General features: G+C 68.1%; 10 protein-coding genes and 3 pseudogenes. 5 read left to right on the forward strand and 8 right to left on the reverse strand.

Annotated features, from left to right (window positions below; translation table 11 throughout):
• Positions 1-356 (forward strand): SPFH domain-containing protein (locus tag P3H78_RS28370; protein ID WP_276112037.1); only part of this gene is annotated, 356 nt, incomplete at its 5' end.
• A gap of 482 nt (positions 357-838) precedes the next feature.
• Here the strand turns inward: P3H78_RS28370 and P3H78_RS28375 are convergent.
• Both P3H78_RS28375 and P3H78_RS28380 read right to left on the reverse strand, forming a co-directional pair.
• The gene (locus P3H78_RS28375) at positions 839-1,327 is read right to left on the reverse strand and encodes an ASCH domain-containing protein (RefSeq protein ID WP_276112038.1); all 489 of its coding nucleotides are present in this window, start codon (positions 1,325-1,327) and stop codon (positions 839-841) included.
• A 464-nt stretch (positions 1,328-1,791) separates the two neighbouring features.
• Positions 1,792-2,226, reverse strand: a complete 435-nt coding sequence (locus P3H78_RS28380; protein WP_276112039.1) for an LppU/SCO3897 family protein — start codon at positions 2,224-2,226, stop codon at positions 1,792-1,794.
• Positions 2,227-2,392: 166 nt separating this feature from the next.
• Between P3H78_RS28380 and P3H78_RS28385 the strand changes: the two genes are divergently transcribed.
• Positions 2,393-2,794: a hypothetical protein gene (locus P3H78_RS28385; RefSeq protein WP_276112040.1), complete on the forward strand. Its 402-nt coding sequence runs from the start codon at positions 2,393-2,395 to the stop codon at positions 2,792-2,794.
• Here the strand turns inward: P3H78_RS28385 and P3H78_RS28390 are convergent.
• A pseudogene (locus tag P3H78_RS28390) lies at positions 2,790-3,775 on the reverse strand (glycoside hydrolase family 12 protein); the annotation flags it as partial. The gene P3H78_RS28385 and the pseudogene P3H78_RS28390 overlap by 5 nt on opposite strands.
• A 637-nt stretch (positions 3,776-4,412) precedes the next feature.
• Between P3H78_RS28390 and P3H78_RS33600 the strand changes: the two are divergent.
• Positions 4,413-4,676 (forward strand): transposase, encoded by a 264-nt coding sequence (locus P3H78_RS33600; protein ID WP_438828060.1) that lies wholly within the window; start codon positions 4,413-4,415, stop codon positions 4,674-4,676.
• Between the two features lie 224 nt (positions 4,677-4,900).
• Here the strand turns inward: P3H78_RS33600 and P3H78_RS28400 are convergent, their stop codons facing one another.
• The 4 genes and pseudogenes from P3H78_RS28400 to P3H78_RS28415 all read right to left on the reverse strand — a co-directional run bounded on the left by P3H78_RS28400 (position 4,901) and on the right by P3H78_RS28415 (position 9,392).
• Positions 4,901-6,601 carry a RecQ family ATP-dependent DNA helicase gene (locus P3H78_RS28400; protein ID WP_276112089.1) on the reverse strand — a complete coding sequence of 567 codons (1,701 nt, stop codon included), beginning with the start codon at positions 6,599-6,601 and terminating at the stop codon, positions 4,901-4,903.
• Positions 6,602-6,758: 157 nt separating this feature from the next.
• Positions 6,759-7,591: pseudogene (locus P3H78_RS28405) on the reverse strand (IS5 family transposase); the annotation flags it as partial.
• Between the two features lie 49 nt (positions 7,592-7,640).
• The gene (locus P3H78_RS28410) at positions 7,641-8,405 is read right to left on the reverse strand and encodes a maleylpyruvate isomerase family mycothiol-dependent enzyme (protein WP_276112041.1); all 765 of its coding nucleotides are present in this window, start codon (positions 8,403-8,405) and stop codon (positions 7,641-7,643) included.
• Positions 8,406-8,831: 426 nt separating this feature from the next.
• Positions 8,832-9,392 (reverse strand): hypothetical protein, encoded by a 561-nt coding sequence (locus tag P3H78_RS28415; RefSeq protein ID WP_276112042.1) that lies wholly within the window; start codon positions 9,390-9,392, stop codon positions 8,832-8,834.
• A gap of 1,410 nt (positions 9,393-10,802) precedes the next feature.
• Between P3H78_RS28415 and P3H78_RS28420 the strand changes: the two genes are divergently transcribed.
• Positions 10,803-11,171, forward strand: a complete 369-nt coding sequence (locus P3H78_RS28420) for a hypothetical protein (protein WP_276112043.1) — start codon at positions 10,803-10,805, stop codon at positions 11,169-11,171.
• 909 nt (positions 11,172-12,080) lie between these two features.
• Here P3H78_RS28420 and P3H78_RS28425 read toward each other — a convergent pair.
• Positions 12,081-13,389: pseudogene (locus P3H78_RS28425) on the reverse strand (IS256 family transposase).
• Positions 13,390-14,284: 895 nt separating this feature from the next.
• Here P3H78_RS28425 and P3H78_RS28430 point away from each other — a divergent pair.
• Complete coding sequence (locus P3H78_RS28430) at positions 14,285-15,232, forward strand: hypothetical protein (protein WP_276112044.1); 948 nt, start codon at positions 14,285-14,287, stop codon at positions 15,230-15,232.
• Positions 15,233-15,246: the final 14 nt, after the last annotated feature.

The raw sequence follows: 15,246 nt of genomic DNA on the forward strand, positions 1-15,246 counted from the left end.
GCGCCTCGGGCAGCAAGGTGGCCGGCAAGAGCAACAACGGCAACATCGCCGCGGTCCAGAACGCCATCAACAGCTCGCTGGCGGAGGATCTCGAATCCACCCTCGGGGACAAGTTCCTGATGGGCCTCCGCTTCAACCTGGTTCGGATCAGCCTCCCGGACAATGTGCAGCAGGCCGTCGACAAGGCCCAGGCTGCCTTCGCCGCCGCCTCCGAGGCCCAGGCCAAGGTCGCCCAGGCCCGTGCGGAGGCGTCGTCCAGCGGCGTTGATGTCAGTGCGCGCTTCAATGGGAAGGCAGTACCCAGCACCAAAGCGCCGAAGAGGGTCATGGGCAACACGCCGGCCGGACGGAGGTAGGCGGCCGGGTGTGTCAGGACGGTGTTCCACTGAATCCACCAGTTCGCAGCGAGGTCCACGAGCATGATGCCGGCACAAAGGAGCGGCCCGACCGAGCGGGCGTAGATGATCAGTAAGGCGGCCGACGGATCAAGTACGAGGAGAACGTGGAACACCAGTTGCACCGGTGTCGGCGCGTAGCTGTACGCGGCGAGTCCGCCCGTTGCAAGGAAGTACGCGTGTGCTCCCGTCCCTTCTAGGAATCCGATGACGTACAGCGCCGCTAACCGCCGAGCCCAGACCGGCCGACTCCCCCACCGCATATCGGTCACTCCAGGCCTCGGTGCCTGATTGGCGTTGGGCTGGCGCCGACTGGACAGCACCAGTTTGGGAGATCGCGTACGCGGATGTGGCTTGACCTGGCGAGACGCCGACCTGCGTGTTCCGGATGGCACTCCGCTGTTCCCCGAGACTCCCCGCTACTCGCTGTTCCGTCGGGCACGTCAGGGGCACGACGTCCCTCGTAGGTCCGGGGCAGCATCGGCTACGCGAAGGTCGGCGATGAGACGGAAGCGTTGCAGAACCGCCAGCGTCGTGTCGTCGACGGTGAAGTCGAGGTCTCCCAAGGCCGCACGCATCTCCTCGCTGTGCCAGAACCGCTCGTGGCCTTCGCGCCACTCGGCCACGCTGGCGTCCCCCTCCCCCTCGTCCACCACGTGGGCAAGATCCACCTGTCCCAACGGGACGACGCGCACGCTGGTCACCTCGATGACCGCGACCGGACTCTCGGCCGAGTCGATGACCACCGATCGTCTCCCGACTTCCGGCAGGGGTTCTCCCTCACGTTCATAGGCGACGACGAGCCCTGTCGTGGAGGTCTTGGAACCGTTGAGGACCGCTGCGACGAGTTGGTCGCGCAGTGAGCCAGGGAAGGCGAACCCGGCCCTGGGCATCGACGCGATGTCTGCGGGTGAGGTGGAGTCGGGCGTCATGCGATCACCGTAACGACCGACCCCGGGGCGGCCCAGAACGTTACGGCGCCCACGCGGGCGGCGTAGCGGCTTTGGGCTGGAGTTTCAATGACCGAGTCAAGGCTGTGGCCTCCTGCGCCAGTGAGGGCGGGGCGTTCCGGAGATCGTCTGTGCCTCGGCTGACGAACGCCAGCCACGACGGCGGGCCCGCCGACCGATCAGGTGCGCGTGTGTCTCGCTGCAGCCCCGCCGGCCTCAGCCACGTTGCCGGGTCCGTGGCTTCGGGTTGAGTCAAGCCGTCTATGTGATGGGCGGGGTGGGGGTGAAGGCCCGATCATCGCGTAGGAGAGCCCACAACACAGTCGATGCCCGCGATCTCCGTGACCGACCGTGGACCGGCCCCCGCCTCGCACAGCTACCCCAACCCGAGTTGGGGTGGTCACGAGACGGAAACTGCCAGCAGTGCGTGCAGGCTGTACCTCGGGCTACTTGTGGCCATTCTCGTCGTTGTCCTTGAAGCACACGACGAACCAGTGCCCGGGGTCGGACTGGGTCAGCGAGCCGGTCGTGCCTGGGACGTCGGAGCACGAGAGGGTATCGACGACCGCGTCCTTGTCCATCTTCAGGACCTTGTAATCGGCATGCGGATCAGTGCAGTCGAGCTTCCTGGCCTTCGCTTCCTTGTCCGTCCCAATGTTCTGGAAGCAGTCACCGGCCTTGAGCGTCGCAGACTGGTCTTTCGGGTCGTGCGGGCCGAAGACCGAGAACGCCACCAGACCCGCCAGTACAAGGAGGACCGCGAGGAGGACCAGACGATTGCGTCGTATCTGCGCTTGGGTGTAGGAGGCGTTCGAGCCGCCCAGCGGCGGTAGTTGCGACACAACGGTTCCCCAGGCAGTCGGACGTGCGAAAGCGATCACGAATCTAGCCCACCGGGCTGAGCCCAGCATTCGCGGCCCCCATGATCCGGCCGCACTGAAGGCCGGGCTCGGATGCGAAACGATGGCAGTCCGGCATCGCCCCACACATCCGAAGTGCAGGCCGCCGTATCCTCGCGTGAGCGCGCGGAGGGGGAACCTGGATTTGATGAGCAGCGGACGACCGGTCAACCCGCGCTTCGCCGAGGATGTGCACCTCGATCAGGTGGCGCCGGGGCCGGCGATATACCGGCCCCGGACCGAGAAGGCGGTGCGGTACATCACCGTGGCCGACAAGGAGGGCGGCCCGGACCTCGGGTACGTGTGGGCGAGCGACGAAGACGACGCCGCCGCGTGGGTACCTCGCGGCCCTGCGGGCGGCCGGGCGCTCGCCGAGGGCGGCCACTGGCACACGCGGCTCACGGAGGCCAAGGGGCGGGGCATCCTGCCGTCCCAGGCCCTCGCGGAGATCCTGTCCAACCCGGAGGGGAACCGCGGCCGTGCCCTGCCGGGCCCCCTCACCGCCGCTCCGAACTCTGCGGCCGTCAAGGCCCTTGCACAAGAGACGTGACCGAGTGGGACGACCCGGACACGACGACAGTGCCGCCTGCCACACGATCGACCTGCCTGGTGGCCCGCTGCCCGGTCGGAGGGGCAAATGCCGCGTTCCAGCCGTCGGCCGGTGAGGAACCGGGGCTGGTCACGGTGACGTCCGCGGTGAACCCACCCTGCCAGAGGTCGCGCGGTCTCCGGAACCGCCGGCCCCGCCCCCGGGGTCGACGGCGGAGGAGAACGAGGCCACCGCCAGGCCGGTGCCGTTCTGCCAGGGCTCGAAACCTGCCTGAATGCTGGTCAGGTACCAGTCGTCCCGTGCCAGCCCCCGTGAGACGGCCTGGCGGACGAAGTCCATCACGTCGAAGGTCCAGCTGGTGATCGCCGACGGGGCGACGAAGGACAGGACGTCGTTGGAGCCGTTGTTCCCGGACCACACCTGCCACTGGCGCCCGCCCACACCTGCTGTGCCGACCGGCGAGCCGACGGGCTGAACGGGGCCCACCCTGTTGAACCAGATCATGATCTCGGTCCGGTTGACCCCGTCGGTGCGGGGCGTGGGGTCGAGCCAGATGTCGTAGGCGGCGTCGTACACCGCGTCGCTCACGTAGCTGTAGGTGATGCTGGTCGGCGCGTCGGATATGCCGCTGAGCCGCGCCGGCAGGCGAGTGCCGGGCGCGCAGTTGGTGTAGTGACAGCCGTCGTAGACGGACGGAAATGACTTCGGGGCGCTGTTCGTGGGCACCGAGCCGTCGGCCCGGGTGACCGTGAAACCCGAGTCCGTGGTGGTGATGCACTGGGGTTGGCCGGTGCCCCAGCGGTTGTTCTGGACGACGTAGCGGCCCTGGATCGTGGTCGATCCGAACTGTTCGCAGACCGAGGTGCCGGCCCGGGCCGTGGGGGCGGTGCCCAGCAGCGCCGTCAGGGCGGTGACTGCGAGGAGTAGTGCGACTGACAGACCGGGTCCGCTGCGGCGGACGGAGCGCGGTGAAGTGCGCATGCGAGTCCTTCCGGAGGGTGTGGGGGTGGTACTCCGGTGTCGCGCGATGGGAGCGCTCCCATCACCTGTTTCGCTGGGACTGTAGGAGAGAGACAGGAGCTCGACAAGGCGGTCGACGTAAGTCCGTCCGAAATTCCAGCCGCGACGCGGGCCGCACGCCGGCGGGAAGTCGTCGCACCCGACTGCGGCGCCATCGTCTGGCCGCACCCACGTCAGGACCGCCCGACGCGGGATCGACGCACGTACGCAGAGTTCCGCGTCGGGCCGTGCACCTCGCGCCGCGACGGGTGCGGGCACCTCTGCCCGGCCCCCGGAACGTCCGGGGGTGGGGCAGCGGCGGATTCTCCGCTCCGCCGGTGTGCACCGCGGTCGGACGGCGTGCTGCGCGATGCGCCTCACAGGACCCCTCGGCACTCACCGCGCCACCCCTGCCCGGCCCCTCGGACACGGTGCCGCTCCGCGGCTCAGGGCACGCAGATCCGCTGCTGGCTAGGGTCGGGGGCGGGGATCGAAACAGCAGAGAACCGGACGTCCGCGGCGCCGGGGAGGCGCGGGGTGAGCCGGCCTTCGGGCCCTGTGATGGAGGGCGGCCGGCGTGGTGGGCCCCCGGAGCCGGTCGAGGAGGCCTACAGCTCCCGTGGCTTCCGTTCCTACCTGCGGCATCGCACACACCATCCCCGAGAAGGCGGACCAACAACGGCATCGCTACAACCGCGGCCGCCACGCCGGCAGACCAGCAGGAATCAACCGGCAGATCTACCGTCGACGCAACATGATCGAGCGCTGCTTCAACCGACTCAAGGGCTTCCGCGGCATTGCCACCCGATACGAAAAGACCGCCGCCTCCTACGAGGCAGCGGTCACTCTCGCGACGCTCCCGCTCTGGGCAAGATCCGTTTGAAGACGGACCCTAGTACGAGTTCGGACTGCGGCGAGTCCCCATGCTGCCCGGCCGTCACGACGACCGACATGGGCTTCTTGCCCTGCTCGACAGCCAGGAGCAGCTTGGTGGTGAACCCGCCACGCGACCTTCCCAGCCCCTGATCACGGAGCTCAGCGAACACGCCCTGCACCGGGGCCGGGGCCGGGGCCGGCTCGAGAGTATGGCCCGGGAGTTGGGACGCTTCAGCACTTGATGAGCAGCTTGTTCTTGGTGACGATGTCGAGGGAGAGGGTGCGGTAGCCGACGGTGTCGAACAGTACGGTCAGGCGTTCGTTCTCCTCGCTCATGACCGAGCCTTGCCCCCAGTGTTCGTGCCGGACGTGGGTGCCGGGCGCGAAGGGGTGCTGGATCTCGTCGGCCGAGGGAGAGGCAGCTGTGGGCGGCCGGCCGCTGGTGCCTGCCAGGACGCTTGGGCCGGCTTCTGCTCCCTCTTGGACCAGTTCGGCTGCCGCGCACCGGTCGCAGGCGCCACAAGCCTCGAGGTTCTCGACTTCACCGAAGTAGCCAAGAAGGAACCGACGCCGACACCCGGTGGTCTCGGCGTAGCCGCGCATCATGTCGACGCGGGAGCGCTCGAGTTGCTGGTGGGCGTCTCCCAGCTCGATCGCCTGCTGTGCGGCACGGGCCGCACTCATGACACCGGTGGGTTCCAGGTCGCCGTCGTCGGTGGTGCGTGCAGCATCGACCTGCTCCAGGAGGTTGACGACGGCCGTCAGGCGGCTGGCCGTCAGGTGGGTCTCTGCCCGCAGGTCGGTGGGCGCGACGGGCCCGCCGTATTCCTCCAGGGTGCTCGCGACCTGGACGACCGTGTCCGGGTCGGGGCGGCCCGCGGCGAAGAAGCGCTGCACACCGAGATCCTGAGGGCGGTAGGCCAGGATCGCGCGGGATTCTTCGCCGTCGCGGCCGGCGCGGCCGATCTCCTGGTAGTAGGCGTCCAGCGATCCGGGGACGGAGGCGTGGAGCACGAAGCGGACGTCAGGCTTGTCGATGCCCATACCGAAGGCGGACGTCGCCACGACAACGTCCAGTTCGCCCGCCATGAAGCGGTCATGCACGCTGCCCCGCTCCCGCGCCGGCATACCCGCGTGGTAGGCCGCCACGTCCAGACCGAGCCGGTTCAGTTCCTCGGCGTACCCCTCGGCCTCTCGGCGGGTGGCCGCATAGACGAGGCCGGGCTTGGGCTCCGCGGCAGCGCGTTCGATCACGGCCCGCTCCTTGACCGCGGCGTCCTGAAAGGGGATGACTTCCAGGTGAATGTTGGGTCGGTCGAAGCCAGTTACGACCTCGCGCACATCGCGCATGCCGAGCTGCGCGATGATGTCGGCCCGCACCGGCGCGGCGGCACTCGCCGTCAGAGCGAGCACGGGGGGCCGGCCGAGCCGGTCGATGACCTGCCCGAGCCGCAGGTACTCCGGACGGAAGTCGTGGCCCCACGAGGACAGGCACTGGGCCTCGTCGACCACGAACAGGGCCGGCTCGGCGGCCGCGAGCTGCTCGATCACCTCGTCCTTGGCCAGCTGTTCGGGTGCCAGGAAGAGAAAGTCGACGTCACCCTCGCTGATCCGGTCCCAGACGGCCGCGTTCTCGCTGCCGCTCTGGGTCGAGTTCACCGCGGCCGCTTGCGTACCATTCCGGCGCAGCAGCCCTTGGACCTGATCCCGCTGCAGAGCGATGAGCGGTGACACCACGACGGTCGGTCCGGGTAGCAGCAGGCCCGGTACCTGGTAGACGGCCGACTTCCCGGATCCGGTGGGCATCACAACGAGGGTGTCGCGCCTCTCCATCACCGCCTCCATCGCCACCAGCTGCTCCGGCCGCAGTCGATCCCAGCCGAAAACGTCACGCGCGCTCTTCCGCAGACGTCGCGCCGATGCAGTAGTCATCGTGATCACCTTGTGTTCCCGCCCTGGGCAGATCACCGGAGTCGGTGCCTGAGTGACCAACCGGTACCCCCGCGATGACGATCTACCGCCTCCGGGAATTGCCGATTGGGAACCGGAACAGAGCCGTTGCCACGCTGCACAGGGTCCCTGAGAACTCCTGACGCAACGACTTCAGGCGTCGCCAGCAGATGAGTGCGCAGCCGAGGGCGAGGAAGGCTTCCTGGATGTCGTCCCGTATCTCCCAGCGGATCCGCAGGCGGCGGAACCAGTGCAGATGGACGAACGCATGCTCCACAACCCAGCGTTGTGTGCCCAGGCCGGAGCCGTGCTCGGTGCCGCGGCGGGCGATCAGCGGTTTCACGCCGAGGTCCCAGACCATGCGGCGGTACTTGTCGTGGTCGAAGCCACGGTCCCCGAGCACCACGTCAGGGCGGCGCCGAGGCCGGCCGCGCTTGCCGCGCACCGGCGGCACGGCCTGCAGGAGTGGGATCAGCTGGGTGACGTCGTTGCGGTTGCCGCCGGTCAGGGTGGCGGCGAGCGGGATGCCGGTGGCGTCGGTGATCAGGTGGTGCTTGCTGCCTGCCCTGCCCCGGTCGACGGGGCTTCGTCCGGTCTTGGCTCCCCCTTTAACGCGCGGATGTGGGAGGCGTCGACGGCTGCCCGGGAGAAGTCCAGGGTGTTTGCGCCGCGGACTCCGGCCAGGAGGACCTCGTGCAGCCGGGGGCCACACCCCGGCCTCGGTCTACTCGACCAGGCGGCACCAGCAGGTCATGCCTGAGCCGAAGCCGAGTTCCTGCGGCAGGTGTTCCCAGGCGATCCCGGTGTGCAGGACGAACAGGATGCCCTGGAACACGAGCCGGTCCGGATGCGGCTGCGTCCCGGACGCCGCGTCCGACGCTCCACCTTCGGTGGCAGCGGCTCGACCACCGCCCACAGCTCGTCGTCAACTTCCCACGGCTTCGGCCGAGCCACCCCACAACCCCGGATCATCAGTCCCGGAGTGATCCAACCGCCTGGAAGATCATGTCGTTAGGAGTTCTTAGTCCCAGTCCTGCAGCTGCTGGAGCAGGTCGGCGTCGCCCTCCATCCGCAGCGAGCCGGCCGGGATGCGCATGTACATGAGCAGGGCCATCTCGCTCGCCGTGCCGTAGATGGCGGCGGTGGGCTTGCTCTCGGCGGCCTCCGCCGCGGTGAGGCGGGTGAAGCGGGAACCGGCGGCGTCCACCGTCTGGCGCCAGGAGCCACTCTCGGCTGCGTGGTAGTCCATGGTGGCGGGCTCGCCCGGCCACGGGACCGTGGCGGTGCAGACGGTGGCGAGGAACTCCTCGATGGCGTCGACCGCCTCGGTCGTCGGCAGCTCCTGCGGGGTACCGGAGGCCAGCTGGGCGTCGTAGGTGTGGATCAGCGACTCCGGGACGCGGCGGCGGGCCACGGCGGCCACCGTGTGCGGCGAGGCCAGCGGCTCCCACCAGGCCCAGCAGCCCCGGTCCGGGCCGGCCTCGCGCAGAGCAGTAAGCAGCTGCTCCGTCGAGTCGGCCAGCCAGGTTATGAGGGCCTCGCGCTCCCTGGGCGCCGCCAGCCCGTCCTTGCTCGGCCGCTCGTCGCCCGGCGCGGTGTTCAGCACGATGTAGGCCCAAAAGCGGTCCCCCTCACTGAGGTGGTTCGCCAGGTCGTACAGCGTCCAGCCCGGGCAGGACGGGACGTCGGCGTCGAGGCTGGGGGCCGCGGCGACGGCGGCGCGGAACGCCGCGGACCGCTCGTCAATCATCCGCAGCAGGGTGGGGAAGTGGAGATGCTCAGTCACGCAGACCTTGTATCACCCGGACCGGGACTCTCGCACTCGATTAAAGACCGACCGGCAAAGCTCGTGAGGTTGCTCGATCGAGTGAGTTCGCCGGTTGACCGATCGCAAACGATCTGCGCTGGTGAGACAGGCGTCTGCCCGGATAACGGTATCGAGTACCAGCACCGAGGGGCCGGGGAACCCGTTCTTCCCCGGCAGGGAGTCCTGCCGCTCCTCTGCATGAGCGCGTTCAATCAGGTCGGTGTCGGTTGCATCCGTCAGATCTCATCCGCCCCGCGCGAAGCTGGACGCGGGATCGATCTGTAGGTGACCAGCCCTCTGGAGCAGAGTAGGGGGTCGGACAGGGATGGGGCGGGCGGATCCGGGTGGCGTGGTGGGTTGGGTCCACCCGGATCCGCCTGCGCTGTGGGGCAGGTTGTGGGGCGGCTACTTCGGGGCGACGAGCATATGTTCAGTGCCGAAGGTGGCGCCGGTGTGTGCGTACATGGTGGTCTCGCCGTCGGACCAGCGGACGACGAGGTCGTCCGGCCAGCCGTTGGAGTCGTAGCTGCCCGCCGTCATCACCGAGTCGTGCGACCAGATGCTGCCTGCCGGAGCCATCTGGACCCCATTGCCGACGCCATCCGGACCGATATCCTGAAACTGGGAGACCCTTCCGTCGGCCCAGCGCACCAGGGCGTCCCAGCCATTGCCGCCGGTGAAGTCGCCCGCGGTCACCAGAGTGGCGTCCTTCCAGGCGCTCTTCGGCTTCGCCAGCTGGTGTTCGGCGCCGAAACCCTTGTCGCCGAGGGCGGTGTAGTCGGTGACCTCGCCGTCGCTCCACCGCACCAGCAGGTCGCTGACATACTTCGCGGTTCCGAAGCTGCCGCCGGTGATCTGGTCGGCGTGGCTCCAGATGGATCCGGCGTCGGCCAGTTTGATCCCGCCGTCCATACCCCTGGTGCCGACGTCCGGGAGGAGCCTGACCTCGCCGGAGTTGAACACCACCAGCAGGTCCGAGCCGTTGCCGCCGGAGAAGTCGCCACCAGTGATGGACTTGACGTCCTGCCAGACGCCTGAGGCGCGGCCAGTTGGCGCTCGCCGGTGAAGCCGCCGTTGCCATCGCCGGTGTACAGGGTCACCTCACCGTCGGTCCAGACCACGATCAGATCGCCCTTGCCGTCGCCTGTGTACTCGCCCGAGGCCAGCAGCTTGGCATGGGACCAGGTCTCGCCGCCGCCCATGGAGTACGGCAGCGGCGGCTGGTCGTAGGTGCTGCCGTGCGCGGGGACCTGGTTGTTCTTCGCCTCGTCGTACAGGCGGAAGAACCAGTCGCCGTGCATGGGGCTGTACGTGAGCCAGTCGACGTCGTCGTCGTTGCCGCCGCCGTTGTAGCCGCCGACGGTGTCGATGATCTCGCCGGTGCCCTTCTTCCAGTCGACCCGGGAGAACCACGGGCCACCGGAGACACCGCCCCACATGCCACGGCACTTGGCCTGGATCTGGTAGAAGCCGGGCAGCGCCTCCGTCTGCGTGGGGCAGCGGACCGGATGGTCCTCGGGGTCGTGGCTGGAGGGGTACCCGACCATCGTGACCTTGTTCAGGTAACTGGGGGTCTGCACCAGCGTGTTCGCGCCCACCACGTCCTGCGCCTGCTTGCCGCTCTTCGAAGGCCTGTGCGAGGCCTCCCCCGCCTGCCAGGAACAGGGCACTCAGGGCCGCAAGGATCGCAACGGATATTCGTCTGGGTGAGGTGTGCAAGGAATGCTCTCTGAGTCATGGACGAACTGCCTCCGGACCGGAAGCGGCCGGAGGGAGCGAAGGAAACATGAAGGAAGAACCGAGGAGGGCGGAGAGCACAATGCGGCGCGCGCCCACGGGTGCCCGCTCGAGCCGCCCGGTGTTGACGGTCCGCGGCCGCCGGGTCCGCCGCTACGCGGGGGGGCGCAGTCTTCCGTGAGCGAAGGCGCCGTACCGCGAACGCGCCGCCGAAGGCGAGGGCCAGCCCCGTGGCGGCGACGCCACCGGTGACCGCCCAGGACGGGCCGCCGCCGTCCGCGACGGGCTGGCCGGCGATCGTGACGTGCTGCTTCGTGGTCTGCCCCGCCTCCAGGGCGAGGTTCTGCGCCACGTGGTACTCCAGGCGGACCGTCGGAGACGGGCTGCCGCCCGGAGCCGGGCTCGTGCCCTCGGCGGCCGACACCCCCGCCGCCCCTCCCAGCAAGGGCACTACGGCAAGACCGGCGACGCCCACGGCCCGAACTGCATTGCGCAACAACGATCCCCCTTCGATGCAGGACGGTTGAGCCGGGAGGCCACCTCGATCCGCCCTGCACGAAGAGGACAAAGACGCGCATCAGGTTGCGAAAGAAATCCGTTCACGATGCACGGCCCCCCAGCCAGGACGAACAGCCGCCAATGCGCCGCACACAGTCCGACAGGTACGCGCTGAACCACGCCGCCGCGACAGCGTCGGCCGCGATGTGGGCCAGGCTCGTGTGGGCGGTGCGCCTGCTGGTCGTCCTGGCACACCGGGTGCCCTGCGTCGGAGTCGTCCAGTTCGGCGCAACGGTGCGCGCCGGCGCGGAAGTCGTCGGCCGCCTTGGTGAACGCGTCCTGGAGGTGGCGCAGCCGCTCGGCCGTGAGATCGAGGGCTTCCACGAGCAGATGTCGATCTCCAAGTTCCCTGCGCAAAAGGGGCACACCACGGGGAACACCTCACGGCCCAAGTTGCGCCTCCAGATGGGCACCCTCTCGAAAGCCGGTAAGGCCTTTCGTCGGAGATGAAGACGACTTTCTCTACTGGCTGGAGCACCTGCTGACAGGAACCCAGGAGGCGGGGGAACTGGTCGAACGCCACCGCGAGCTGTTCTCCAACTTCTTCACCCCCACTCGACACATGAGATCTGCTTGCATGTCGCGCATCGCGTCCGAGAGCTGCTGCCAGTCTGCGCGGGAGCGGGACGCGGAGCGCTCTGCGAACGGACCCGTTGTGTAGTCCGGCCCCAGAGCGTGCGCGTCGTCTGCGATTGCCCGGGATCCCAGTCGTCGCTGAATGTCGCAATCTGTTCCGCGTCGGTCAGGAGTATGCCGCGCTTCGGCGCCTGGCTCATTCGCTCCAGTCGTTCATCGAGCCCCTGCAGCTCGCGGACGCGCACCGCGAGCTGCAGGGCTCACGGGGTGCGCCCCGACGGACAGGCCAAGCCGTGGTTTTGCTGCACGCCGGCCCCGGCGGGTGATCAAGAGCGGGCGAGCACCGAACCGGTACGAGCCCGGCAGGCGGCCCGCTGCTCGGCTGAACGGGGCCCGGCGTGACACCCCTTCTTGCGCCACCGGGCTGCCTTCGCGGATCCGCAAGAAGGTCCGGCGAGTGTGAAGCCGGGTTGCCGGGCAACCCGAATGCACGCACCACTCCGACAGACCACGTAACAGGGATGAAATGCCGTACATGACTCGAAGCGCATTGACCATCGTCGCAGCTGCGATCGCCGGCAGCTGTATGAGCGCAGGCGCCGTCAGCTGGTGGACACGTCGCGCATCGAAGCAACCGCCGACCTGGCCCCCGGCCTCTCGGCGGGACGCCAGTCCGGCCGCGCCCCAAGAAATCCTGCACAGCTACTGGAGCACCCTGCAGCCGCTAGACCTGACCTCCTAGTACGGGTCTGTCAATCGAGCGGTGCAACTGAGGTGGGGTGGTTACTGGCGGGCTGCGGAGAGCCGGCCGTCGAAGGTGATGTCGAAGGCGTTCAGAGCGGTCTTCCAGCGCAGGGTCCAGCGGGTTTGCCCCTTGCCGGTGGGGTCGAGGGACATGATCGCCATGTAGACGAACTTCAGGGCGGCGGTCTCGTTCGGGAAGTGTCCGCGGGTCTTGACCGCCCGCCGGATCCTTGCGTTCACGGACTCGATCGCGTTGGTCGTGCACACGATGCGGCGGATCTCGGTGTCGAACCGGAGGAACGGAGTGAACTCCTCCCAGGCGGTCTCCCAGAGCCTGAAGATCGCCGGATACTTCCTTCCCCAGGCGTCGGCGAACTCGGCGAACCGTTCGAGCGCGGCCTCCTCGGTCGCGGCGGTGTAGACGGGCCTGAGGATCTTGGCGATCTTGTCCCAGTCCTGACGGGCGGCACAGCGGAAGGAGTTCCGCAACAGGTGCACGACGCAGGTCTGCACGACCGTCTTGGCCAGACGGCCTCGACCGCGTCAGGCAGGCCCCTCAGCCCTTCGCAGACCAGCATGAGGACGTCGCTCACGCCGCGGTTCTTGATCTCGGTGAGGGTGTGCAGCCAGTGCTTGGCGCCCTCGCCGCCGTCCCCGGCCCACAAGCCGACGATCTCGCGCCGGCCTTCGGCGGTGAGGGCCAGGGCAACGTAGGCAGGCCGGTTGGCCACTGCGCCATCGCGGATCTTCACGTGGATCGCGTCGATGAACACGACCGGATGGACCGGGTCGAGGGGCCGGTTCTGCCATTCGGCCATGCCCTCGAGGACCTTGTCAGTGATCGTGGAGATCGTCTGGCGCGAGACGTCGGCGCCATAGACCTCCGCGAGGTGGGCCTGGACCTCGCCGGTGGTCAGACCCTTCACGGACATCAAGATGACCATCTCGTCCACCCCGGTCAGCCGCTTCTGTCGCTTCTTGACGATCTTCGGCTCGAACGATCCGTCGGGTCGCGGGGCACGGATATCTCCACCAGCCCGACATCACTCGGCACGGTCTTCTCGCGGGTGCCGTTGCGGGAGCTGCCGCCGTTCGTCCCGGCAGGTTCGTGTTTGTCATAGCCGAGGTGGTCGGTGATCTCACCTTCCAGAGCGGACTCCAGCAGCCGCTTCGTCAGCTGCTCGAGCAGACCGCCCTCTCCGGTCAGCTGCAGTCCCTCAGCCTGAGTCCGGGAGACCAGCTCGTCGATCAGCTGGTCGTCCACCGCCTTCGCCGACTGCGGCTCCAACAGCTCGACGGTCTCGGTCTCCGTCACGTTCTCACTGATCATCGGCACATCCTCCGTGATCGGGATTTACACCGAACGATTTACAGTCCCGCCGCTTCGCAGAGCTGCAGTCCGAAGCCGCCGGCGGCGTCCACCCGGCGTGCGAAGTTACTGGCGTCGAAGCGCTGCGCGAGCGGCGAAACGACTGCGCTGGGCCAACTGCTGGAGATTGATCGTGAAGAGTAGCCGGGGCTGCTGCGCAGTGCCGCTCAGGAGAAGGTGGGGGTGCGGCGCGGCCTTCACACAGGACGCCGAAAGTCTTCGGCGGTGATACTCGAAGAGCGGGCGAGGGTGGGCCAGGTGGCGTGAGGCCTGTTTTGCGTTGTTCCAGGCATGACAGTCTTCGGGAGGACGTCGGAAATGTCGCGCTGCCCAGCGGCTGACGCATCGGGCGGGCGCCATGGGGTAGATCCGCAGACCCTCTCCGAAGCGGATCTCCGGGCGGGCTGAGACTTGCGAGCACTGGTCACGTCGGGAGCGGTCGGGACGTGGGCCGACTGCGTTGCTCAGGTCGAAATTGTCGGATGCCAGTCAGCCGCAACCTCCCAAAACTCCCCTTATTGGGGGCATAATTGAGACTTCATCCATCCTGGGGGTGGAGGAGAGTCGGGGGCGGCGGGTGTCAGAGCGTCCAGGGTTCGGTCGTGGTCGGTGGGCTCTGCTGATGTTGATGGCCGTGGTGGTTGTCAGCTCCGGAGTCGCCGTGTGGATTCTGGGGCGTGGCACCGAGGGGGCGACGGGCACGGGGGCGAGGCGCCCAGTGGTGTCGCTTGCGGTGGCTGAGCGTCAGCTCTCGAGGCGAGTAGCGCCAATGACGCCGATGGTCGTAAGGACATCTGGAGGGTTCGAGGCTGCCTGTTACGACCAGCACCGGCATCTGGTGTTCTGGCGCTATGCCTCTGGAGGGTGGCACGAGGTGGCACAGTCCACCTACCCGCCTGATGCAGAGAGCGGTCTGGGCGTCGAAAATGCGCGCGGTGTGAAGGTGCAGGCAGCGGTGCTGCCCGGGATGTCTGATGCTGTGTTCATCGTTACGGGCCCGTTCACGGGTGACGGCTCGGCCAACGCTGCGGTCTACGGCAATGGAGCCGCTGGCTGGGGGATGCTCATGCCGGACGGTGGGCATCGCCGGCTGACTTCGTCGGGGACTGGTAGCAACACGATCAACGAAGGACTGTCGTTCGCGGTCCACTTCCGAGATGGCTTCTTGGAGACAGCGGAGAACTCGGGTGTGTTCTCCACCGCTTTCGGTTCGGGCTTCCCCATTCGACGCGACTGGCGCTGGTCGAAGGATCACTTCGTACTCGATCACGACAGCATCGTGACAGCTGCCCCGGCGTCGGTACCGGCCAGAGAGGTGCCTGCCGCGCCGTCGGCGCCCCCATCCGAGGGCACTTTCGGCGGGCGCCTCCAAGACGCCGTGGTGGACGCCACCCGCACAGTTGCCGGCTCCGATGGGCGGATCAAGCTGACACTGGCTCCGGTTCGGGTCTCCACGGCTTGCGCGGCAGCGAACACCTGCGCCGCGGGCGACGGGACGGTCACAGCCGACTTCACTGCCGATGCGCAGGTGCGGACCCTGTATCCAGTCACCGCCGGCGGCCGCGATCAGCTGATCACCGGGCCCCTGTGGCCACTGGCAGGCATCGCGGAGTCACTGTGGGGCGTGGACAGCAGCAGCAACAGCCAGATCCCGGCCCTTGCTGTCAGCCCTGGCTATTACCAGAGCAAGGGCGCTGCGCCGTGGTACATCCCGGCCGGCCTGCACGTGTCCGCCTTTCATGTCAGCCGGGACCTGCCGGTGGAGATCACATTCCACCACGGTGCAGTGACCGAGGTGGCCGTGTTGGCGCCCCGGCAGTGAGCTACCCGGTCCTT

It is taken from the genome of Streptomyces tropicalis (assembly GCF_029269835.1).
In the GTDB taxonomy this organism is placed as follows: domain Bacteria; phylum Actinomycetota; class Actinomycetes; order Streptomycetales; family Streptomycetaceae; genus Streptomyces; species Streptomyces tropicalis.